Genomic DNA, 21625 nt, shown 5'->3' on the forward strand with positions numbered 1-21625 from the left:
CCTGAAACCTTCGGTTACCTGGAGCGCAGCGTCAAACGTCGTACCGAGGTCAGCGCTTGCGTCGCGCGGCGGGTGACGCCGCCCGTCAGCTGCGCCTGGACCTGGGCGATGGCGGCCTTCCACAGCCCGTCGGAGTAGGTCGGGTAGGCGTGCGTCGAGGCGGCGAGGTCGCGGGCCCGCAGGCCGTGCCGTGCTGCCAGGACAGCTTCGGGAAGTGACTCACCGGCCCGCGGACCGACGATCGTGGCGCCGACTACGCGGCCCTTGCCGTCCAGGACGAGCCGGGAGAATCCGGCCGTCTGCTGCTCGGTGATGGCCCGGTCGACCTCGACATGACCGAGGGTGCGCATCGTGAGGCCCAGCGCCCGGGCCCGCTCCAAGCTCACCCCGACCCCGGCCACCTCGGGCTGGGTGAACGTCACCCGGGGAAGGCTCGCGACGTCCGCCCGGCGGCGTAGGCCGAGCACGGCGTTGCTGGCGGCGAGGCTGCCGTGCACCCCGGCGGTGTGGGTGAACTGCGGATGACCGGTGAGATCCCCGGCCGCCCAGATCCGCGGGTTCGTGGTCCGCAGCCGCGCGTCGACCCGGACGAAGCCCCGTTCATCCAGTTCGACGCCGGCGACGTCCAGGCCGAGGGACGACGTGCGTGGGCGCCGCCCGACCGCGACCAGCACCGCGTCGAAGCCGATCTCGGTGCCGTCGTCGAGCTCGGCCACCCAGGCCGAGCCATCCGGGCGGACCGCGGTCACCGCGACCCCGGTTCGCACCTCGACTCCGTCACCGGCCAGCGCTTGGGTGACCAGCGCCGCGGCGTCGGCGTCTTCCCGGACGAGCAATCGTTCGGCGGCCTCGACGATCCTCACCCGGGACCCGAGGCGGGCGAAGGCCTGGCCGAGCTCGCAGCCGATGCTGCCGCCGCCGAGCACCAGCAACCTGCCCGGCAGCTGCGTCAGGCCGAACACGGACTCGTTGGTCAGGGGAGCGGCGTCGGCCAGGCCGGGGATCGGGGGCATCACCGGCGCGGCGCCGGTGGCGACCAAGGCCTGCCGGAACTGGACCTGGTGACCGTCGACGATCGCAGCCTGCGGGCTGGTGAACCGGGCCGAAGCGTGCGCCGCCGAGACGCCGGCGGCGCGCATCGCCGCAGGCGAGTCGGTCGGTTCGATAGTGGCGATCGCGCGACGGACATGGGCCATCACCGCGGGGAAGTCGACCGTGACACCGTCGACGTGGATGCCGTAGCGAGTCGAGGTCCGCGCGTCGTGAGCGGCGTGCGCAGCGCTCAGCAGCGCCTTGCTCGGCACGCACCCGGTCCACAGGCAGTCCCCACCGATACGGTCCCGCTCGATGAGCAGCACGCTAGCGCCGAAGCCGGCCGCGGTCTTGGCAGCGACAAGGCCTGCGGTTCCGCCCCCGATCACCAACAGGTCCCACGCGCTGCCGTCCGGCGGGATCAGGTCGTCCGACTCCCAGTGTGAGGGGTTCAGCGCGGGCTCGGGCAGCGTGGCGACATCGAAGGTCATCCCGCGTCCTCAGCCATCAACCGCTCAGCAGCCAGCCGCACCCGGGCCGTGATCGCCGGGGCGGGCATCCGCCGTTGGGACCAGCGGGTCAGTGCGCGGCGGACACCGCGGTACTCCTCTGCTGCGGCCGCGCACTTCTCACACGTCGCCAGGTGTGCCTCCAGACGCTGCACCTCGCCCGGTTCGAGCAGGGCGGCAGGGTCGGCGTCGAGGTAGCGCTGGATGCGGCGCGCCGACCAGTGGCAGGTCAGCATCGTCGAAAGCGAGGACATCATCGGCTTCTCCGGAATTCGGGGTTGGAACGAAGGTCGGTGCGGACCCGGTCGCGGGCCCGGGACAGCCGCGACATCACGGTGCCGACCGGCATGTCGAGCAGGTCGGCGACCTCGGCGTAGGTGAGCTGATCGACGTCGATCAGCAGCAGCACCGTCCGGAACTTCGGATCCAGCGCTGCCAATGCGGTCTCGACGCTGTCATCCAGGACCTGGTCAGTCACGGTCTGCTCCGGGCTAGCGGCGATGGCAGCGCCGAACGCCGGCCGCTGGCCGTCCAGGTCGGTGATCTCCGGCGCCAGATCAGGACGCTGCCTGCGGTGGGAGTTGAGGTAGGTGTGACGCAGGATCGTCAGCAGCCACGCCCGCGGGTGCGCGCCGTCGAAGCCCTCGATGGCCCGGTAGGCCCGGATCAGGGTGTCCTGAACCAGGTCCTCCGAGTCCGCCCACGACCCGGTCAGGGTCTGTGCCACCCGCAACAGCACTTCGATCTCAGGTTCGACGTAAGTGCGGAACGCATGCTGACGCTGCGCGGGGCTGTCCGTCGGCGCGCTGATCACACCAGGGCAACCCGGTGGGCGCGGGCGACCCTTCCCGAACCACATCACCGGGCCACCCGTGCTGTCGTCGAAGGCTTGGTCCCGGCCGCGACATGGACGTGGCCGCCGGTCATCACCCGGTGCGTCGTGTGCTCGGTGTCGGTGAGAACCTGCTGCCAGACCTGCCGGGATGCGTCCACGCCGCCGCTGAGCAACGCCAGCCTGGCCAGCGGAGACAACAGCGACCACGGACCGATCGGCAGGGACGTGTCGGCGACTGCGACCCGTCCGCCGGGACGCACCAGCGCCCACGCCTGCTGCCACGCCGCCCGCCAATCGGCGATCACGGACAGCGAGTAGGTGAACAAAACCGTATCGAAGTCACCATGCACGAGCGTGCCCACTTGGGCCGCGTCGCCCACGGACAGGGTCACGTTCGACCAGCTGTGTCGTGCGATCCGCTGCCGGCCTGGCGCAGCATCGCCGCGCTGGCATCGACGCCTACGATCTCACCCGCCGGCCCCACCGCGTCCGCCAGCAACGGGAGGTTCAGTCCTGTCCCGCACCCCACGTCCAGCACTCGCGCCCCGGCCCCCGGCGCAAGCGCCTCGATCGCGGCACGCCGGCCCGGCCGGTACACCAACTGCTCCATCGACACGACGTCATAGACCCGCGCGCCCAGGCGGTAACGCGGCAACCGCGGCATCGTTGGCATGGCACCAGCATGCCGTGCTCGCTCGCCAGCTGGGGATGTCCTGCTCCGGGCACATGCACCCCGCTGCTAGCAAGTTGCGGTCTTCACCGACGGTTCGGGGCCTACCGCTATCGCTCACTGCGTCGAGGTGGCGGGTACTACGGCGAAGCGGTTCACGATTTGAGCAGCGCCTTGACCCCGGCGAGCTCGGCGTGGAGCGCTGCGATCTGGCGCTGCGGCGCCTGCTCGCTGTCGGCCTCGGCCGCGCACCGCCTACCTCGACGACGCGCTCCCGACAGATCAGCGGCCGCGGCTGGAGAGGCATCTCGCAGGCTGCCGCACTGCGCCGAGTACCTCGCCCAGATCCGCACCACCATCGACGTCGTTGGCAGGGCTGGCCCGGCGATCGGGACTCGACGAGCCGACACGACCTCCTGAAGCTCTACCGCAGAACCATCCGCTGAGCCAACGGCGGCACCCGCCGGACGACCTCACAGGCGTGTCAGGGGCCTGCCACCGCCATGCCGAGTCCGCTCCGGAGGTTGACGCCCTAGCTTCACGCCGTCCTGACGCGCTGACCACGCGGCAGGCGCCGTAGGCCGCGCCGCGTGAATACCGACCTGCGGAGCCGGCGGCCTGCATTGCGCGCTAGCCTCGACGAGGTGAGCAACCCCGACATCAACTTCTACTTCGACCCGGTCTGCCCGTTCGCGTGGATGACCAGCAAATGGGTCCGCAGCGTGATGCGTCAACGCGACTACGCCGTTCAGTGGCGGTTCATCTCCTTGCGTCTCATCAACGCCGACGTGGACTATGACGCGCAGTTCCCGCCCGAGTACGAGGCCGGGCACACCGCTGGGCTGCGGTTACTGCGGGTCGCTGCGGCTACCCGGACCGAGTTCGGTCCCTCCGCGGTCGGCCGGCTGTATGAGGCGTACGGGGCGCACATTTTCGACACCCCGCCGGAAGCCGTGAATGAGACGGATCTACGGGAACGTCGCGGCACACGCTCGTTCCTCGAGCCGATCCTCACCGAAGCCGGCGTGCCCACCTCGTTGGCCGACGCCCTGGAGGACACCAGCTTCGATGCGGTGATCCGCTCAGAGACCGACGAGGCGCTGTCGCTGACCGGCAAGGACGTCGGGACACCGATCATTCACTTCCAGCCGCCGACGGGTGTGGCGTTCTTCGGCCCGGTGATCAGCCGCCTGCCGAACGAGGACGACGCGGTACGCCTGTGGGATCACGTCGTGGGCCTGGCATCCTTTCCCGGCTTCGCCGAGCTGAAACGGAGCCTGCGGGAACAGCCGCAACTGGCCGCGTTCGGGGTCACCGAGGGCGCTGTCGGCGCTCAGGAGGACTGGCACGGCGGCAGCCGCCGACTGAAGAAATAGAGACGCTCTGGGCGGCCTGCGCGTCCACTCGAACACGGAGACGCAATGCCGCGACACCCCAACGCCGCAGCCGCGCTCCTATTGGCCGCGTGTGGATCCAGCGCAGGCACGTCCCCATCGTCGTCGCCAACTTCGGCAGCCACCCACCCCCGGGGCGTCGTCGACGGGCGCCGGGAAGGTGAACTACCAGCTTCACATGGTGTTCTCCAGCCAATCCGAGATCAGCCCCGGTGATCGGCCCGCAAGTCTTCATCGCCTCGCCCGTCAGCGTGGAGGTCATCGGGCAGGCACGACCCGATCTGATCGTGCTGCCGAGCCGGGACCTGTCCCGAGAGCCCCGAGGTCAGGCGGCCCCACGCCGGCGCGACGCTGGCTGGTCGAGCAGGTTCGCGCCATAGGCCGCCGTGGTGAAGAACTCGGTCGACTGGTCGGCGAAGACGAGCGTGCGCAACAGCTCGCGGGCCTTGCTCAGGCCGACCGGTGACCCGGTGATGCCCTGCTCCCCGGCCGAGGTGAGCCGGTCGAACTCGGTGTCGATGATCTCGTTCACGAGCTCCGCCGTGATCGGCCGGCCGTCGGGTAGCGCCGTCTCCAGCCTGACCCACTGCCTGAGTTGCGAGCGTGAGATCTCCGCGGTGGCGGCGTCCTCCATCAGGTGGTCGATCGCCACGGCACCGGCACCTTGCAGCCACGCCTGCAGGTAGCGCAACGCGACGGTCACGTTCTGCCGCACGCCCGCGTCCGTGACCTGCCCGGGTGTCTGGTCGATGGCCAGCAGTTCAGTCGCGGTCACCTCGGGCGTGAACTGGCGCTGGAGCTGATTCGGGGTGTCTGCGAGCACGTCGGTGAACGCTTCCCGGCACACCGGCACCAGCCCCGGGTGGGCCACCCAGGACCCGTCGTAACCGGCGTTGGCCTCCCGCTGCTTGTCCTGCTGGACCGCGGCGAAGGCCACCGCGTTCGCCTTCGCGTTCCGGCTCGGGATGAACGCGGACATACCTCCGATCGCGTGCGCGCCGCGACGGTGGCAGGTGGCCACGAGCAGGTCGGTGTAGGCCTGCATGAACGGGACGGTCATCACGACCGCCGCACGGTCGGGCAACACGTACTCGGGGCGGTCACCGAAGTTCTTGATGATGCTGAAGATGTAGTCCCACCGCCCGGCGTTCAGGCCGGCCGAGTGGTAGCGCAGCTCGTAGAGGATCTCCTCCATCTGGAAGGCGGCCGTGATGGTCTCGATGAGCGTGGTGGCGCGGATGGTGCCCTGCGCCAGCCCGAGCATGTCCTGGGCCATCACGAAGACCTCGTTCCACCAGCGGGCTTCTTCGTAGTGCTCCACCTTGGGCAGGTAGAAGTAGGGCCCGCAGCCGGCGTCGATCTGCAGGCGGCCGCAGTGGAAGAGATAGAGGCCGAAGTCGAAGAGACTCGCCGAGATCGGGTGGCCGTTGATCAGGACGTGCTTCTCCACCAGGTGCAGCCCGCGCGGGCGCACCACGATCGTGGACAGGTCGTCGCCGAGGACGTAGCGGCGGCCGTCGTCGTTGACCAGCTCGAGGTGGCGACTCACCGCGTCACGCAGGTTCCGCTGGCCGTCGACCATGTTGGACCAGGTCGGCGAGTTCGCGTCCTCGAAGTCGGCCAGCCACACCTTGGCGCCCGAGTTGAGCGCATTGATGGTCATCTTCCGGTCGGTGGGACCGGTGATCTCCACGCGGCGGTCGACGAGTCCCGGCGCGGGCGGGGCCACCCGCCAGGACGGATCCTCGCGGATGACTGCCGTCTCGGGAAGGAAGTCGAGGGTCCCACCCGCGAGCAGTTCGGCCCGTCGCTCGCGCCGCGCGGCCAGCAGATCGCAGCGGGAGGCCGCGAACCGGTTGTGCAACGTCGTGACGAACTCGATGGCTTCGGGGGAGAGGATCTCGGCCAGCCGACTGTCGTCGGGAGGCGCGACCTGGATCGTGCTGGTCAGAGTCATGAGACGAACTGCCTCTCTTCGGTCGAGCCGTGCAGCGCGGTGGTCTCACCGGCCGGGTTGAGCGCGGTGCTGACGAGGTCGAAGTAGCTGGTGCCCACCTCGTGCTGGTGGCGGGTCGCCGTGTAGCCGTCCCGCTCGCTCGCGAACTCGCGGTCCTGGAGCTGGACGTAGGCGCTCATGCCGGTCTCGGCGTAGCCACGAGCGAGGTCGAACATCGAGTGGCTGATCGCGTGGAATCCGGCCAGCGTGATGAACTGGAACTTGTAGCCCATGTGGCTGAGTTCGCGCTGGAACTTGGCGATCGTGGCGTCGTCGAGGTTGGCCCGCCAGTTGAAGGACGGCGAGCAGTTGTAGGCCAGCAGCTGGTCCGGGTACTCGGCCCTGACCGCCTCGGCGAACTTCCGTGCGACCTCGAGGTCGGGGGTCGAGGTCTCCATCCACAACAGGTCCGAGTAGGGCGCATAGGCGATGCCGCGGGCGATGCAGGACGCGAGCCCGTTGCGGACCCGGTAGTAACCCTCGGCCGTCCGCTCGCCGGTGACGAAGGGCGCGTCGCGTTCGTCGATGTCACTGGTGAGCAACGTCGCCGCCTCGGCATCGGTGCGGGCGATGATCACGCTGGGCACGTCGCTCACGTCGGCCGCGAGCCGGGCCGCGTTCAGGGTGCGGATGTGCTGGCTGGTCGGGATCAGCACCTTGCCGCCGAGGTGACCGCACTTTTTCTCGGCTGCCAGCTGGTCCTCCCAATGCACGCCGGCCGCACCGGCCACGATCATGGCCTTCATGAGTTCGAACGCGTTGAGCGGTCCGCCGAAGCCGGCCTCGGCGTCGGCGACGATCGGGGCGAACCAGTTCTCCACCGACTCGTCGCCCTCGGAGGCCGCGATCTGGTCGGCCCGCACGAGAGCGTTGTTCAACCGGCGCACCAGGTCCGGGACCGAGTTGACCGGGTACAGGCTCTGATCCGGGTAGGTCTGGCCGGCACTGTTGCCGTCGGCCGCGACCTGCCAGCCCGAGAGGTAGATGGCCCGCAGCCCGGCACGAACGCTCTGCACGGCCTGGTTGCCGGTGGAGGCGCCGAGCGCGTGGACGTAGTCGTCCTCGTCGTGGATCAGATCCCACAGCCGACGCGCACCGAGGTCGGCCAGGGTGCGGGCCTCGATGACGCTGCCCTGCAGACGCACCACGTCGGCGGCGGTGTAGTCGCGGCGGATACCGGCCCAGCGCGGCTCGTCCTGCCAGCGGCGTGTGAGCTTGTCGGCGTCGAGTGTCATGCTGATCCTCCTTGGTGGGACGGCTGATCGCCGTCGGCATGGGAACAGCATGCGATCTCCGGCCGCGCAGGCGAAAGGTGTGCCGCTTGCGAAATTCCTCCAATTGCATCGCCAGATTTGCCAATCTTGCGAAGCTTGTGTTTTGCAGAGTGCGGGCTACCATTCGTCAATGGCACGGGCAATGGTGGGCGGGCGATTACGTCAGCTGCGCGAGGAACGACATCTCACGCAGGTCGACCTTGCGAAAGCGCTTGGGATCTCGCCGAGCTACCTCAACCAGCTCGAACACAACGCCCGCCCGCTGACCGTGCCGGTGCTGCTACGGATCTCGGACGTCTTCGGGATCGAGGCCAGCTTCTTCTCGGCCCAGGACACGACCCGGTTGATCGCCGAGGTGCACGAGACCCTGATCGGCAACGATCTCGGCCTCACCGCCAACGACCGCGAGGTCAGCGAGCTGGTCGGGTCACAGCCCAAGATCGCGCAGGCGCTGGTCAAGCTGCACCGGCTCCATCAGCAGGCGCTCGAACAGTTGGGTCAGCTGAGCGCCGAGGAATCCGCGCCGCTGTTGCCGTACGAGCAGGTCCGCGACTACTTCTACAGCCACACCTACATCGGGTCACTGGACACCGCGGCCGAACGGTTGGCCAACGAGCTCTCGGCACGCCGGGGTGAGCTGCTGTCGGCGTTGGCGAACCGACTCAAGCAGCAACACCGGCTGCGTCTGGTCGAAGGGGATCAGGAGTCCCTCGGCGCCCTGCACCGTTTCGACCCGGAGTCCGGCGTACTCACCGTGGCGGCCAACCTGCGTCCCAACCAGCAGGCGTTTCGGCTGGCCCGGCAGTTGGCCCTGCTGGAGTTCGAGCGGATGTTGACCGAACTTGCCGACAACGCGGGCATGATGGGCGCGGACACCCATGCCCTGATGACGATCGGGCTCGCGAACTACTTCGCCGCGGCGCTGATCCTGCCCTACGAGGCCTTTCGGACCAAGGCCGAGGAATACCGCTACGACATCGAACGGCTGGCCAGATATTTCGAGGTCGGGTTCGAGACGGTCTGCCACCGCCTCAGCACGTTGCAACGGCCGAAGGACCGCGGCGTGCCCTTCTCGTTCGTCAGGGTGGACCGGGCCGGAAACGTATCCAAGCGGATCTCGGCGACGCCCTTTCACTTCTCGCGGACCGGGGGAACCTGCCCGCTCTGGAACGTGTACGAGGCGTTCACCCAGCCGGGCAAGGTGCTCACCCAGGTCGCCGAGATGCCGGACGGCCGTCGCTACCTGTGGGTTTCACGGGTGGTGACCCGCAGCGCCGGCCGGTACGGCGCCCCGTCCAAGACGTTCGCGGTCGGCCTGGGCTGCGAGGTTCGGCACGCCGGGCGGCTGGTCTACTCCGCGGGACTGGATCTCGACGACAAGCAGGCAGTGACGCCGATCGGCATGGGATGCAAGATGTGCGAGCGTCCCGATTGCGCCCAGCGGGCCTTCCCGCCCCTCGGACACACCCTGTCCATCGACCGCAACCGGACCGACTTCGCGCCCTACCCGGTCGCGCCCAGAACAAACTGACCTTCCCCGATTCCCTGCCGGTGGTCCTTCCTCTGGCGGTCTCTCCACTGGTGATCCTGAGCGATCCTGTCCGATCTGGGTAGCCAGTTGGATGGGTCTCCGCGCAATGTGGCGCAGGCGTATGAGTTCGATTCGATCCTGTCCGATCTGCGGCCCGTAGAGGGTGTCGATTTTCGCGCTGACGGCTTGGTGTTCGTCGGCGACGACGCGGTTGGCGATGCGGGCGTAGACGAGGGTCATCTCCATGCTGCGGTGTCCGAGCAGCGCGGCGATCGCTTCCAGGCGCATCCCGCGGTTGATCGCTTGGGTGGCCAGGGTGTGACGCAGCGCGAGGGCCTCGCCGATGCGGCAGCCCGTCGCGAGCATCCAGTCGACGAGGTCGGGGATGCCGAGAGCGACGGCACACTGGTTCGCCGCAGCCAACCGACCAGCGTCGTCGTTTCCTCCGGCGTCAGAGCCCGGGCGACTTCTTGCCGACGCTGATCCGCGCGGACGAGTCACGGACCGGGTTAGCAGCGACGGCGATCACGCTGGAGCCGCCGGGCGTCTGCCGGTTCGTCAGCTCAATCTTCAGCGCCCGCTCCGCCGCGGCGCGCGTGCGGCCGTGCTTGGCGACCAGCCGGATGCGGCCGTCGAAGTCCCGGAACTTCGCGCGGGCTTGGATCTGGCCTTTGGACATCGAGACGAACAGCGTCTTGCCGGTGGTTCCCACCGGCAGCGGTGGACGACCAACAGATCACCTCCGTCATCACTAAAAGATGACTGATCGAGTCCGGAATGCAAGAAGGCCCCGGATTCCGGGGCCTTCAGCTCCCCCGACTGGACTCGAACCAGTAACCCTTCGATTAACAGTCGAATGCTCTGCCAATTGAGCTACGGGGGACCACGCGTGCTGCTCGTCCGGCCCGGGGCCGAACAGGCAACGCGGAGAAGAATATCGCATCCCGACCCGGCCTCGCGCCGCCCCCCGCCGCAGAGGCAGACTTGGGTGACCGCGACACGACGAAAGGCAGCCAGACCATGAAGCCCTCGCTCATCATCGGCATGATCATCGGCTACGTCCTGGGCGCCAGAGCCGGCCGCGAACGCTACGAGAACATCGTCGCCGTGGCCCGCCGGGTGGCCGGCAGCCAGACGATCCAGGCCACCGCCGGAGTGCTGCAAGCACAGGCGTTCGAGGCGGCCGAGCGGGCCAAGCGCCAGCTCAAGGGCGGTTCCCGGGCCCGCATGTCCGGCCGGACCACGCAGGGTGGGTACCCCTCCGACGAGGCGATGTCGGACAGCGTCGGCTCGAACGGCCACCGCGCCTAGAACGGCACCGTCACACCGGCACCGCTCCTGGAACGGCACCCCCAGATCAGCCGCCGGGGAACAGCTGTTCAGGAGTCATCCGGGCGACCTGGCCGAGGTAGTCGACCAGGGCCTCTCGGGCAGCCGGCGAGTTCGGTGTCCCGGTGTCGAGCCGAGCGGTCCAGCGCAAGCCGTCGGCGCCGGGCACCCGCCGTCCCACGAGCCGCCCGGTTCCACCGGGCACCCGTACCTGCTCCCAGCGGCCGATGCTGCTCTCGACCCGGGTACGTACCACCGTCGGCAGGTTCCGGGCTTCGCTGAAGCGGATGGTGGCCTCGGGAAGGTCGGACACGATGCCTTGCTCGTCCACCACGCCCTCGATCACGTGCATGCCGTCCTCGGACCAGGTCGCCTTGACGACCTGGTCCCAGTCCACCCGCCGCCAACCGGTCTCGACCGGCAGCCACAGTCCTCGCTGGGTGGCGACCACTGCCGGCGAGCCCGAGAGGTCGGCCACCGCGAGGATGCGCTCGTCGGAGTCCAGCAGCTTGCGCAGGGCAGCCGGCGGCTTGACCCGCCGCGGCAAGAGCGCCATCAGGAGCCGCCGCCGATAGCCCGGTTCCGCATCTCGCGGCGTCGCTGTTCCAACTGCATCAACTGCGCGAACAACCGGCCCTGCTCCTCGGCATCGGCGACGGCATCGAGCCGTTGCATCCTGGACTTCAACTGTGCCACCTCGCGGGCGACCACCTGCTCGGCGAGGTTCATGACCATCGCCTCGGCGTAGCGGGGCTGGGCGTCGGCGCCCGAGCGCAGCGGCTCGACGGCGAGCGCGTTCACCGCAGCCCTGGCCTCGGAGTCCGGCGGCAGGTGCTCGGCCACGGTGGCCACCCAGGTCGGCCCGGTGGCCGCCGCCGCCGCTCCCCCGGCCGCCGCGATCGCGGCCTGCAGTTGCTGGTGCACCGCAACCATGAAGGCCAGCGAGCCCAGCTCGTCGAACTGCTTGCCGACCACCTGCGGCAGCTGCAGCGCGGCCTTGATCACCTCGCGCTCGGACTGCGTCATCTTCGGCGGCACCCCGGTCACAGCGGGCCGGTCGAACGTCTGCTGGGACTGGACGGGCTGACGGCCACCCCCGCCGTCGCCCCCACGATTGCTGCCGCCATGGTTACCGCCCGCGTGAGTGCCGCCGCCACTGCTCTGACCGCCGCGCTCGGCCGAGCGGACCTGGCCCCGCACCCGGCCGACCACCCGCATCGGATCGTCCACGCCCACCAGGCCGGCCAGCACCCGTGCGTACTCGTCCCGCAGCGCATGGTCCTTGATCATGGCGACCAGCGGAATCCCCTTGTCCAGCGCCGCAACCCGTCCCTCGGCGGAGTCCAGGTTGTGGCGCGTGACCGTGGTGCGGAGCACGAACTCGACCAGTGGAATGCGGGCCTCGATCAGCGCCCGCACCGCGGGGTCACCACCGCTCTGCCGCAGCTCGCACGGGTCCTTGCCGCTGGCCTCGACCGCCACGAACGTCTGTGCCATGAACTTCTGCTCGTCGGCGAACGCCCGCTCGGCAGCCTTCATCCCAGCTGCGTCGCCGTCAAAGGTGAACACCACCTGACCCGAGAAGGCATCGTTGTCCATCAGCAGCCGCCGGATCACGTTGATGTGCTCAGCCCCGAACGCGGTGCCGCAGGTCGCCACCGCGGTCGTGATTCCGGCGAGGTGGCAGGCCATCACGTCGGTGTAACCCTCGACGATGACCGCCTGGTGCTGCTTGGCGATCTCTCGCTTGGCGACGTCCATGCCGTACAGCAGCTGGCTCTTCTTGTAGAGCGGCGTCTCGGGGGTGTTGAGGTACTTGGCCTCGATCTTGTCGTCGTCGTGGATGCGACGCGCCCCGAAGCCGACGACGTCCCCGCTGACGTCCTTGATCGGCCAGAGCAGCCGGCGGTGAAAGCGGTCGATCAGCGAGCCCCGGTTGGACTCCCGGGACAGGCCGGCCAGGGTCAGTTCCGCCGGCGAGAAGCCCCGTCCGAGCAGGTACTTGCTGAGCGTGTCCCAGCCGCCGGGGGCGTAGCCGCAGCCGAACTGCTGGGTGGCCTGGGCGTCGAAGCCGCGCTCTATCAGGAAGTCGCGCGCCGGCTTGGCATCGGGCGTACCCAGCTGTTCGACATAGAACGCCGCCGCCTGGGTGTGCGCCTCGACCAGCCGGGCGCGCTGGCCGGCCGGCCGGCCGGCGCCCGTGCTCCCCTCGGCGTAACGCAGCTGGATGCCGGCCCGGGAGGCGAGGTTCTCGACCGCCTCGGTGAAGGACAGGTGCTCGATCCGCTCCACGAACCGGATAACGTCGCCACCGGCGCCACACCCGAAGCAGTGGAACAAATTGCGCCCCGGCGACACCGACAGTGAAGGGGATTTCTCGTCGTGGAAGGGGCAGATTCCCTTGAGGTTGCCACCGCCTGCGTTGCGCAACTGCACGTGCTCACCGATCACATCGGCGATGTTGGAACGCTCGCGGACCGCCGCGACGTCCTCGTCGCGAATCCGTCCGGCCATGCGTCTGAGTCTAGGCTCGCAGCCCGGCTAGCGACCCCGTGCTGTGCACAGCCGCTCGTGCCAGGCCAGCGCGGACGAGTCGGTGAGCTGGGCGACCTGGTCGATGACCACCCGCAGCCGCTCGGCATCGTCGGCGGCGGCTCGCCAGCTGTCCCGCTGCGCCAGCGACAGGCCCCGCTCCCCCAGCCGCAGCAATTCCTCGACCAATTCGAGAAGGATCACCCGTTGACGGAACAGCACCGTTTCGACGCCGGCGCGCCGCATCACGTAGCGCAGCGCGATGGCCTTGAGCAGTGCGCACTCCGCGGCCACCTCGGCCGGGACGACCAGATCGGTCCGGTACCGGCCGAACGGTGGATCCCCGAACGCGGCGCGGGTGGCGCCGACCGCGGCGCCGACGAACCGCCCGGTGAGCTCGCTGGTGGCCCGCTTGGCGGCCGCCTGCGCGCGGAACGAGCCGTCGTAGCCGGCCAGGTCGCGCAGCGGTTCGAGCCGCAGCAAGCCTTCGAGCATCGGGGCCAGCTCGGCGGCCGGTCGCGCGGAGTAGAACTCGGCGGCCTGCTCGCACAGCGCCTGCCGCTCGTCGGAGTCGTCGAGGTCGGCCAGCCGGATGTGACCGGCGTGCACGCCGTCCTCGACGTCGTGGACGGAGTAGGCCACGTCGTCGGCCCAGTCCATCACCTGGGCCTCCAGGCAGCGCCGGCCCGGCTCGCGGCCGTCGCGCAACCATTCGAAGGCCTGCAGGTCCGAGCCGTACACGCCGAACTTGCGGGTGCCCTCGCGGGCGGCCCAGGGGTACTTGCACACAGCGTCCAGCGTCGCCCGGGTCAGGTTGAGGCCGGCGGACCTGCCGTCGTCGGACACCGTCTTGGCCTCGAGCCGGGTGAGGATCCGCAGTGTCTGGGCATTGCCCTCAAAGCCACCTGCTCCGGCCGCAGCCGAGTTGAGAGCGTCCTCACCGTTGTGCCCGAACGGTGGGTGCCCGAGGTCGTGCGCCAGCCCGGCGGCGTCGGTGATGTCGGGATCGCACCCTAGCTCGGCACCCATCTCGCGCCCGATCTGGGCCACCTCGAGGGAATGGGTAAGCCGGGTACGGGGAAAGTCATCCTGACCCGGTGACACCACCTGTGTCTTGTCAGCCAGCCGCCGGAAGGCATAGGAATGCAGCACCCGGGCACGGTCGCGTTCGAAGGGACCCCGCTCGTCCGCGTTCCGCTTGTCCGGGTAGTCGGCCCCGACCTGTCCGCGCTTGGGCGACTCCACCAGCCAGCGGGCCTGGTCGAGGTCGTCGTAGCGGAAGCGGCCGAAGCGAGACGTCCTCAGACGTGCTCCTCGGTCCAGTCGGCGAACTGCTGCAGGTTCTGCAGCCACATGCCGACCGTGAACTTCAGCTGCTGCCGGCTGATGCCGCCCTCGAAGTCGAAGGCCTGCTCGGCGCAGATGCCCACCAGCCCGTCATCGGGCAGCACCGTGTAAGCCTTGGGAAAGAGCTTGCTGCGATTCCAGTCGTCCAGCACCAGCGCCAGCGTCGGGCGCAGCTCCACATCGAACCGGCGGTTCAGGTACAGCCGCGCCTGCAGCACCTCTTCGTCCTGCCCGTAGTGGAAGAAGTAGACGCTGAAGTTCTCCCACCGGACGGTGAGGTCGCCGTCGTCGTCGATCATCGAGCGCAGACCGTACTCGTTCAGGATCGTCTTGAGCAGCTGGTTGCCCGGCAGCACAGTGGGCCCCTCGCGCCGGCCCAGCGGCACATCCGGCGCTCGCCGCTGCTCGACACCGGCACGTGCCGCGGCGACCGCCGCGGCAGCGATTCGGGACAGACGACGGGGCACGATGCCGAGATTACCCGCAACGCCCCGCGGTTCAGCGAGAGTCCCGGCCGTTTCCGGCGCCGGCCTGCGCGTTCGCCCGGCCGGCCTCCAGCCGCGCCACCGGCACCCGGAACGGCGAGCAGGACACGTAGTCCAGGCCGACCTCGTCGAAGAAGTGCACCGATTCCGGATCGCCGCCGTGCTCGCCGCACACGCCCAGCTTCAGCCCCGGACGGCGCTCGCGCCCCTTCTCGGCCGCGATCCGCACCAGCTCGCCAACCCCCTCCCGGTCGATGGACTCGAACGGCGACACGCCGAAGATGCCCTTCTCCAGGTAGTGCGAGAAGAAGGCCGCCTCGACATCGTCCCGCGAGAAGCCCCAGGTCGTCTGGGTCAGGTCGTTGGTGCCGAAGGAGAAGAACTCGGCCGACTCCGCGATCTGGTCGGCCGTGAGCGCGGCCCGGGGCAGCTCGATCATGGTTCCGACCAGGTACTCCAGGTGCGCGCCGGTCTCGGCCCGGACGTCGCGGGCCACCTTGACGATGTCGTCCTTGACCGATTCGAACTCCTGGACGGCGCCGACGAGTGGCACCATGATCTCGACCCGGGGCACCCCGCCCGCCTGCACCCGCTCGGCCGCCGCTTCGAGGATCGCCCGGCTCTGCATGGCGAACAGGCCCGGGATGACCAGGCCGAGCCGCACCCCGCGCAGCCCCAGCATCGGGTTCTGCTCGTGCAGCTTGTGTACCGCCTGCAGCATCCGCAGGTCGCCCTCACGCGGCTCCCCGCGCGCCTCGGCGACGGCGACCCGGACGGACAGCTCGGTGATGTCGGGCAGGAACTCGTGCAGCGGCGGGTCCAGCAGCCGGATCGTCACCGGCAGGCCGTCCATCGCCTCGAACAGTCCCTTGAAGTCCTCGCGCTGCAGGGGCAGCAGTTCGGCCAGCTGGCGCTCCCGCTCGGAGTCGGTGTCGGCGAGGATCAGCGCCTCGACCAGCGAGCGGCGGTCGCCCAGGAACATGTGCTCGGTGCGGCACAGCCCGATGCCCTGCGCCCCGAACTGGCGCGCCCGGGCGGCGTCCGGCTCGGTGTCGGCATTGGCCCGGACCGACATCCGGCGGCCGCCGTCGGCGACCCGCATGATCCGGTGCACCGCCTTGACGAGTTCACCCGCATCGTCGGCGCCTGTTCCCTCCGGATCGATCTCGCCCTCGAAGTAGCGGACCACCGGCGAGTCGACCACCGGGACCTCGCCCAGGAAGACCTCACCCGACGTGCCGTCGATCGAGATGACGGTGCCCTCTTCGTAGACGGTGCCGTCGGAGGTGGTGAAGTGCCGCGCCTTGGTGTCGACCTTCAGGCTCTCGGCGCCGCAGACACAGGTCTTGCCCATGCCACGGGCGACGACGGCCGCGTGGCTGGTCTTGCCGCCGCGGCTGGTCAGGATGCCCTGGGCGGCGATCATGCCGTTCAGGTCGTCCGGGTTCGTCTCGCGGCGGACCAGGATGACCTTCTCACCGGAGCGGGACCATTTGACCGCCGTGTAGGAGTCGAACACGACCTTGCCGACGGCCGCACCCGGCGAGGCGTTCATCCCCTGGGCGATCTTGCGGTGCGCTGCCGTGTCGTCGAAGTGCGGGAACATCAGCTGGGCCAATTGCGCTCCGGTGACCCGCTGCAGTGCCTCGTGCTCGTCGATCAGGCCCTCGTCGATCAGCTGGGTGGCGATCCGGAACGCGGCCGCCGCGGTCCGCTTGCCGACCCGGGTCTGCAGCATCCACAGCTTGCCGCGCTCGATCGTGAACTCGATGTCGCACAGGTCGCGGTAGTGCTCCTCCAGCTGAGCCATGATGCCCATCAGCTCGTCGTGGCTCGTGGGGTCCAGCCGGGCGAGGTCCGACAGCGACAGCGTGTTGCGGATGCCGGCGACGACGTCCTCACCCTGGGCGTTCTGCAGGTAGTCGCCGTACTCGCCCTTGGCCCCGGAGGCCGGGTCGCGGGTGAACGCGACGCCGGTGCCGGAGTCCTCGGAGAGGTTGCCGAACACCATCGAGCAGATGTTGACGGCGGTGCCCAAGTCTGCGGGGATGCGCTCCTGGCGGCGGTACAGGATGGCCCGCGGCGCGTTCCAGGAGTCGAAGACCGCCCGGACGGCGAGGTCCATCTGCTCGCGCGGGTGCTGCGGAAACTCCCGTCCGGCCTGCTCGACGACGACCTGCTTGTACGTCTCGACCAGCTTGCGCAGATCCTCGGCGTCCAGGTCCAGGTCGTTGGTGGTGCCCTTGGCCGTCTTGGCCTCGTCCAGGGCGTTCTCGAAGTGGTCGCCGTCGATGTCCAGGACGGTCTTGCCGAACATCTGGATCAGCCGGCGGTAGGAGTCGAAGGCGGACCGCTCGTTGCCGGCCTGCGCGGCTAGCCCGCGCACCGACTGGTCGTTGAGGCCGATGTTGAGGACCGTCTCCATCATTCCGGGCATCGAGAACTTGGCACCCGAGCGCACCGACACCAGGAGTGGATCGTCGGTCTGGCCGAGCTTCTTGCCCATCCGGACCTCGAGCGCCGCCAGATGCTGGGTGACCTCGGCCGACAGCTCGGCAGGCTCGCGACCGTTGGCCAGAAAGGCCTGGCAGGCCTCGGCGGTGATGGTGAACCCCGGCGGCACGGGTAGGCCCATGTTGGTCATCTCGGCGAGGTTGGCGCCCTTGCCGCCGAGCAGACCCTTCAGGTCCTTGTTGCCTTCAGCGAAGTCGTAGACAAACTTGGTCATCTCGCGCCACCACCACCGATTCGTTAGACGGACACCTGGGCGAACCCTAAGCGGGGTAAGCGGTTTCGGTCGCTGTCCGAAGACCAACCTGTGGCTCGTCTGAGGCTAACGACACAGCGCACACTGCGCGGACGTGACAATCGTCTCGACCGTCCTCAGCCGGCCCGGCCCACTGGCGGCTCAGCCGGCCCGGCCCACTGGGCGGCTCAGCCGCCGGAGTCGGGGAGCTCCGCACCGAACGGCACCGCCCGCGATTCCCGGTCGGCCAGCCAGTTCTCCGGCAGGCTCACCTTGCGGGCGCCCGACGTCCGGCCGCGGGGCAGGCCGAGCACGTCCGCCGGAAAGGGCTGGCTCAGGTCGAGCTGGTGCAGCAGGTCGCTCAGCTCGGGCAAGCTCGAGGCCATCGCCAGCGCTTTGCGCAGTTCGCTACCGACCGAGAATCCCTTGAGGTACCAGGCAACGTGCTTGCGGAAGTCGACCACGCCGCGCTCCTCACCGAGCCACTCGCCGAGCAGCTCGGCATGGCGGAACATCGCCTTCGCAACCTCGTCCAGCCCCGGCAGGAAGGTCTGCTGCTGGCCGGCGAACACCGCGGCGAGGTCGCCGAACAGCCACGGACGGCCCAGGCAGCCACGGCCGACGACCACGCCCGCGCAGCCGGTCTCGCGGATCATCCGGACGGCGTCGGCCGCCTCCCAGATGTCACCGTTGCCCAGCACCGGAATGTCCAGCAGCTCGGCGAGTTCGGCGATCGGGCCCCAGTCGGCCTGGCCGCCGTAGAACTCAGCCGCCGTCCGGCCGTGCAGGGCCACGTAGGCGACGCCGGCGTCCTGAGCGCGCAAGGCCGCGTCGCGGTAGGTCAGATGATCGGCGTCCACTCCCAGCCGCATCTTCACCGTGACCGGGAGCTGCCCGTCGGCAGCCTTCACGGCAGCGGTGACCAGGTCGTCGAAGAGGTTGATCCGCCAGGGCAGCGCCGCGCCGCCACCGCGCCGGGTGACCTTGGGCACCGGGCAGCCGAAGTTCAGGTCGACGTGGTCGGCGAGGTCGTCGGCCACCACCATCCGCACGGCGCGACTCACGATCTCGGGGTCGGTGCCGTACAGCTGCATCGAGCGCGGCGTCTCGTCCTCGGCGAAGGCCACCATCTGCAGCGTCTTGGGATTGCGCTCCACCAGCGCCCGGGAGGTGATCATCTCGGAGATGTAGAGCCCAGCCCCGTACTCGCGGCACAGCCGCCGGAACGCCACATTGGTGATGCCCGCCAGCGGAGCCAGGACGACCGGCGGGTCGACGGTGATCCGGTCGCCCAGCTTCAGCGGCACCGAAACTGGCTCGACGCGGTTTGTCACCGGCTCGGTCATGGTCATGCGTGCCCGCTCAGCAGCCGATCAGGCGCTGGGCGAGGTAGCCCTCGACCTTGTCCAGCGCCACCCGGTCCTGGGTCATGGCATCCCGCTCGCGGATGGTCACGGCTTGGTCCTCGAGGGTCTCGAAGTCCACGGTGATGCAGTACGGGGTGCCGATCTCGTCCTGGCGGCGGTAGCGCTTGCCGATGGCCTGGGTCTCGTCGTACTCGACGTTCCAGTTCTTTCGCAGCGCGGCGGCGAGATCGCGCGCCTTCGGTGACAGGTCGGCGTTGCGCGACAGCGGCAGCACCGCGGCCTTGACCGGGGCCAGCCGCGGGTCGAGCCGCAGCACGGTGCGCTTGTCGACACCGCCCTTGGTATTGGGCGCCTCGTCCTCGACATAGGCGTCGAGCAGGAACGCCAGTGTCGCCCGGGTGAGGCCGGCGGCAGGCTCGATGACGTAGGGAAAGTACCGTTCGCCCTTCTCGCCGCGGCTGGCGTCGAAGTAGCTCAGATCGACACCGGAGTGCTTCGAGTGCGTCTTGAGGTCGAAGTCGGTGCGGTTCGCGATGCCCTCGAGCTCGTCGAACTCCTTGGCACCGAAACGGAACCGGTACTCAATGTCGACGGTGCGCTTGGAGTAGTGCGACAGCTTCTCTTTCGGGTGCTCGAAGCGCCGCATGTTCTCGGGGTTCAGGCCGAGGTCGGTGTAGAAGTTCCAGCGGGCGTCCAGCCAATACTCGTGCCACTGCTCGTCGGTGCCCGGCTCGACGAAGAATTCCATCTCCATCTGCTCGAACTCGCGGGTGCGGAAGATGAAGTTGCCCGGCGTGATCTCGTTCCGGAAGGACTTGCCCGTCTGGGCGATGCCGAACGGCGGCTTCTTGCGCGAGGTCGTCATCACGTTGGCGAAGTTCAGGAAGATGCCCTGCGCGGTCTCGGGACGCAGGTAGGCAAGGCCCGACTCGTCCTCGACCGGGCCGAGATGGGTCTTGAGCATGCCGGAGAACTGCCGCGGCTCCGTCCAGGTGCCCTTGTTGCCGCAGTTGGGGCAGCTGATGTCGGCCAGGCCGTGCTCCGGCGGGCGGCCCTTCTTGGCCTCGTAGCCCTCTTCGAGGTGGTCCGCGCGGAAGCGCCGGTGACAGTTCGTGCACTCGGTCAGGGGGTCGGAGAAGGTGGCCAGGTGGCCTGAGGCCTCCCAGACGGCGGGCGGCAGCAGCACCGAGGAATCCAGGCCGACGACATCATCGCGGCTGGTGACCATCGTGCGCCACCACTGCCGGCGCAGGTTCTCTTTGAGCTCCACGCCCAGCGGCCCGTAGTCCCACGCCGAGCGAGTTCCGCCGTAGATCTCGGCAGCCGGAAAGACGAAGCCACGACGCTTCGACAGGCTGACGACGGCATCATTTCGATCAAGGGGCACTGTGGGCAACTCCATCAGGAATGGGTGAGTAGCGACCCGTCCAGGATATCGGTACGCCCAAGCTCGTTCTGTGCAGCCGCGGCGAGGTCCCTGGCCCGTCGCCGCCGGACGTCCCAGCGATGGAAACCGAACGTCACCACCCCGGTGAGCAGCCAGCCCAGCAGGATGTCGAAGACGTAGTGCTCAGCCCCATACACCAGCGAGAACCCCATCGCCAGCGCGTAACAGGCCAGCAGCGGTCGCCAGCGCCTGCGCACCCGGGGCCAGAAGAACACCGTGAGCAGGGCCGAGATCGCGGCGTGCAGCGAGGGCACCGCCGCGACCTGATTAACCCCCGCCTGGCCCTCGTCGATCAGCGCCTTGGCCTGCGGAATGCCCAGCCGGTTCCAGCCGCGAGTGGCCACCCGCTCGACGTACGGGGCGGCGCCGCTGTGGATGGGGTGGACCGAGCCGAGCATGCCGCCGGACGTCACCGTCCCGACCTTGGCATCGATGCAGCTGGGCTCCGACGGACCGCCGGCCACCTGGGCCGAGGTGCACTGCGCGGCTGCCCACGGCGGCGCTGCCGGAAAGACGATGAAGCCGATCAGGCCGAGCAGCGAGATCGCCACGAACTGGAACGCGAACCGGCGCCAGGCCGCCCGGTCGCGCAGCCACAGCACCCCCGCCACGGCGTAGGGCGCCAGAAAGTACGAGACGTAGACCAGACTGACTCCCATTTCCCACCAGGGCGGGAAGGGCTCCTTCAAGTGGGACTGCAACCAGACAGTCGGGTCCACCCGGAACAGCCAGCGGTCGAAATCCAGCTGCAGGTGCCACTCGGTGGGCCGGCCCAGCAGTTCCGCCGCGCCCCGGGTGAGGTCATAGGCCACCAGCACCGCGACGAAGGGCAGCCAGTCACGGAGCACGCTCAGCACGCCACGGCGGCCGATGCTGGCCGCGAACAGTCCGGCGCAGACGTAGATCAGCACGGTGTTGCGATCGAAGGTGATGCCGACCCGATGCGTCCAATACAGCAGCGCGACAGCCCAGAGGGACACCGCCAACCGGCGCGCGACGGTGAGGGCGCGGCTGGACAGCAGCGGTGAACGACCTGGCTCAGGCGATGCTGCCCGGGTCACCACTCACCCCCCACCTCGGATTGCCTTCTCGGTAACGGCCTTGCTTGCCTGGCGAACAAGCTACCGAGCT

The 21625-nt window shown here is 69.0% G+C and carries 20 protein-coding genes, 1 tRNA gene and 1 pseudogene; 4 read left to right on the forward strand and 18 right to left on the reverse strand.

Annotated elements, in window-relative coordinates:
* Nucleotides 1–14 precede the first annotated feature (14 nt).
* Genes RM423_RS08925 through RM423_RS08945 form a run of 5 tightly spaced genes read right to left on the reverse strand, consistent with a single transcriptional unit; the run spans nt 15 to nt 3049 of the window.
* Complete coding sequence (locus tag RM423_RS08925; protein ID WP_311422669.1) at nt 15–1523, reverse strand: dihydrolipoyl dehydrogenase family protein; 1509 nt, start codon at nt 1521–1523, stop codon at nt 15–17.
* Complete coding sequence (locus RM423_RS08930) at nt 1520–1798, reverse strand: anti-sigma factor family protein (RefSeq protein WP_311422670.1); 279 nt, start codon at nt 1796–1798, stop codon at nt 1520–1522. The genes RM423_RS08925 and RM423_RS08930 overlap by 4 nt, the downstream gene beginning before the upstream one ends.
* Complete coding sequence (locus RM423_RS08935; RefSeq protein ID WP_396327658.1) at nt 1795–2352, reverse strand: RNA polymerase sigma factor; 558 nt, start codon at nt 2350–2352, stop codon at nt 1795–1797. The genes RM423_RS08930 and RM423_RS08935 overlap by 4 nt, the downstream gene beginning before the upstream one ends.
* A gap of 47 nt (nt 2353–2399) precedes the next feature.
* Complete coding sequence (locus RM423_RS08940) at nt 2400–2768, reverse strand: class I SAM-dependent methyltransferase (RefSeq protein WP_311422672.1); 369 nt, start codon at nt 2766–2768, stop codon at nt 2400–2402.
* Entirely contained in the window at nt 2765–3049 is a 285-nt protein-coding gene (locus RM423_RS08945) for a methyltransferase domain-containing protein (protein WP_311422673.1), read from the reverse strand. The genes RM423_RS08940 and RM423_RS08945 overlap by 4 nt, the downstream gene beginning before the upstream one ends.
* Before the next feature lie 199 nt (nt 3050–3248).
* On the opposite strand from RM423_RS08945, the gene RM423_RS25540 reads away from it, so the two are divergent.
* Together RM423_RS25540 and RM423_RS08955 are read left to right on the forward strand one after the other, a co-directional pair.
* Entirely contained in the window at nt 3249–3626 is a 378-nt protein-coding gene (locus RM423_RS25540) for a zf-HC2 domain-containing protein (protein ID WP_396327659.1), read from the forward strand.
* A 64-nt stretch (nt 3627–3690) separates the two neighbouring features.
* Nucleotides 3691–4422, forward strand: a complete 732-nt coding sequence (locus RM423_RS08955) for a mycothiol-dependent nitroreductase Rv2466c family protein (protein WP_311422675.1) — start codon at nt 3691–3693, stop codon at nt 4420–4422.
* A gap of 343 nt (nt 4423–4765) precedes the next feature.
* Here RM423_RS08955 and aceB read toward each other — a convergent pair whose 3' ends face one another.
* Both aceB and aceA read right to left on the reverse strand, forming a co-directional pair.
* On the reverse strand, nt 4766–6397 hold the full coding sequence (gene aceB / locus RM423_RS08960) for a malate synthase A (RefSeq protein ID WP_311422676.1): 1632 nt from the start codon (nt 6395–6397) through the stop codon (nt 4766–4768).
* Nucleotides 6394–7671 (reverse strand): isocitrate lyase, encoded by a 1278-nt coding sequence (gene aceA, locus RM423_RS08965; protein ID WP_311422677.1) that lies wholly within the window; start codon nt 7669–7671, stop codon nt 6394–6396. The genes aceB and aceA overlap by 4 nt, the downstream gene beginning before the upstream one ends.
* Before the next feature lie 169 nt (nt 7672–7840).
* On the opposite strand from aceA, the gene RM423_RS08970 reads away from it, so the two are divergent.
* A complete protein-coding gene (locus RM423_RS08970) occupies nt 7841–9241 on the forward strand; it encodes a short-chain fatty acyl-CoA regulator family protein (protein WP_311422678.1) in 1401 nt (466 codons plus the stop codon).
* Nucleotides 9242–9508: 267 nt separating this feature from the next.
* Here RM423_RS08970 and RM423_RS25545 read toward each other — a convergent pair.
* The 3 genes and pseudogenes from RM423_RS25545 to RM423_RS08985 all read right to left on the reverse strand — a co-directional run.
* A pseudogene (locus tag RM423_RS25545) lies at nt 9509–9607 on the reverse strand (hypothetical protein); the annotation flags it as partial.
* An 85-nt stretch (nt 9608–9692) separates the two neighbouring features.
* Entirely contained in the window at nt 9693–9953 is a 261-nt protein-coding gene (locus tag RM423_RS08980) for a hypothetical protein (protein ID WP_311422680.1), read from the reverse strand.
* Between the two features lie 98 nt (nt 9954–10051).
* Nucleotides 10052–10124, reverse strand: a tRNA-Asn gene (locus tag RM423_RS08985).
* Nucleotides 10125–10261: 137 nt separating this feature from the next.
* Here RM423_RS08985 and RM423_RS08990 point away from each other — a divergent pair.
* Nucleotides 10262–10552: a hypothetical protein gene (locus RM423_RS08990; protein WP_311422681.1), complete on the forward strand. Its 291-nt coding sequence runs from the start codon at nt 10262–10264 to the stop codon at nt 10550–10552.
* Between the two features lie 46 nt (nt 10553–10598).
* On the opposite strand, the gene RM423_RS08995 is transcribed toward RM423_RS08990, so the two are convergent.
* From RM423_RS08995 to RM423_RS09030, 8 genes are all read right to left on the reverse strand, one after another.
* Nucleotides 10599–11126 carry a hypothetical protein gene (locus RM423_RS08995; protein WP_311422682.1) on the reverse strand — a complete coding sequence of 176 codons (528 nt, stop codon included), beginning with the start codon at nt 11124–11126 and terminating at the stop codon, nt 10599–10601.
* Nucleotides 11126–13084 carry a DNA primase gene (dnaG, locus tag RM423_RS09000; RefSeq protein WP_311422683.1) on the reverse strand — a complete coding sequence of 653 codons (1959 nt, stop codon included), beginning with the start codon at nt 13082–13084 and terminating at the stop codon, nt 11126–11128. The genes RM423_RS08995 and dnaG overlap by 1 nt, the downstream gene beginning before the upstream one ends.
* A 27-nt stretch (nt 13085–13111) precedes the next feature.
* Nucleotides 13112–14407, reverse strand: coding sequence for a deoxyguanosinetriphosphate triphosphohydrolase (locus RM423_RS09005; RefSeq protein WP_396327660.1), 1296 nt, complete (start codon nt 14405–14407; stop codon nt 13112–13114).
* Nucleotides 14404–14916 carry a YbjN domain-containing protein gene (locus RM423_RS09010; protein WP_311422685.1) on the reverse strand — a complete coding sequence of 171 codons (513 nt, stop codon included), beginning with the start codon at nt 14914–14916 and terminating at the stop codon, nt 14404–14406. The genes RM423_RS09005 and RM423_RS09010 overlap by 4 nt, the downstream gene beginning before the upstream one ends.
* Before the next feature lie 31 nt (nt 14917–14947).
* The gene (gene ppdK, locus RM423_RS09015) at nt 14948–17662 is read right to left on the reverse strand and encodes a pyruvate, phosphate dikinase (RefSeq protein ID WP_311422686.1); all 2715 of its coding nucleotides are present in this window, start codon (nt 17660–17662) and stop codon (nt 14948–14950) included.
* A gap of 206 nt (nt 17663–17868) precedes the next feature.
* A complete protein-coding gene (gene dusB / locus RM423_RS09020; protein ID WP_396327661.1) occupies nt 17869–19026 on the reverse strand; it encodes a tRNA dihydrouridine synthase DusB in 1158 nt (385 codons plus the stop codon).
* A 16-nt stretch (nt 19027–19042) separates the two neighbouring features.
* On the reverse strand, nt 19043–20449 hold the full coding sequence (locus RM423_RS09025; RefSeq protein ID WP_311422688.1) for a glycine--tRNA ligase: 1407 nt from the start codon (nt 20447–20449) through the stop codon (nt 19043–19045).
* Nucleotides 20449–21555, reverse strand: coding sequence for a phosphatase PAP2 family protein (locus tag RM423_RS09030; protein WP_311422689.1), 1107 nt, complete (start codon nt 21553–21555; stop codon nt 20449–20451). The genes RM423_RS09025 and RM423_RS09030 overlap by 1 nt, the downstream gene beginning before the upstream one ends.
* Nucleotides 21556–21625: the final 70 nt, after the last annotated feature.

The sequence above is a fragment of the Jatrophihabitans lederbergiae genome (assembly GCF_031845305.1).
Classification (GTDB): domain Bacteria; phylum Actinomycetota; class Actinomycetes; order Mycobacteriales; family Jatrophihabitantaceae; genus Jatrophihabitans_A; species Jatrophihabitans_A lederbergiae.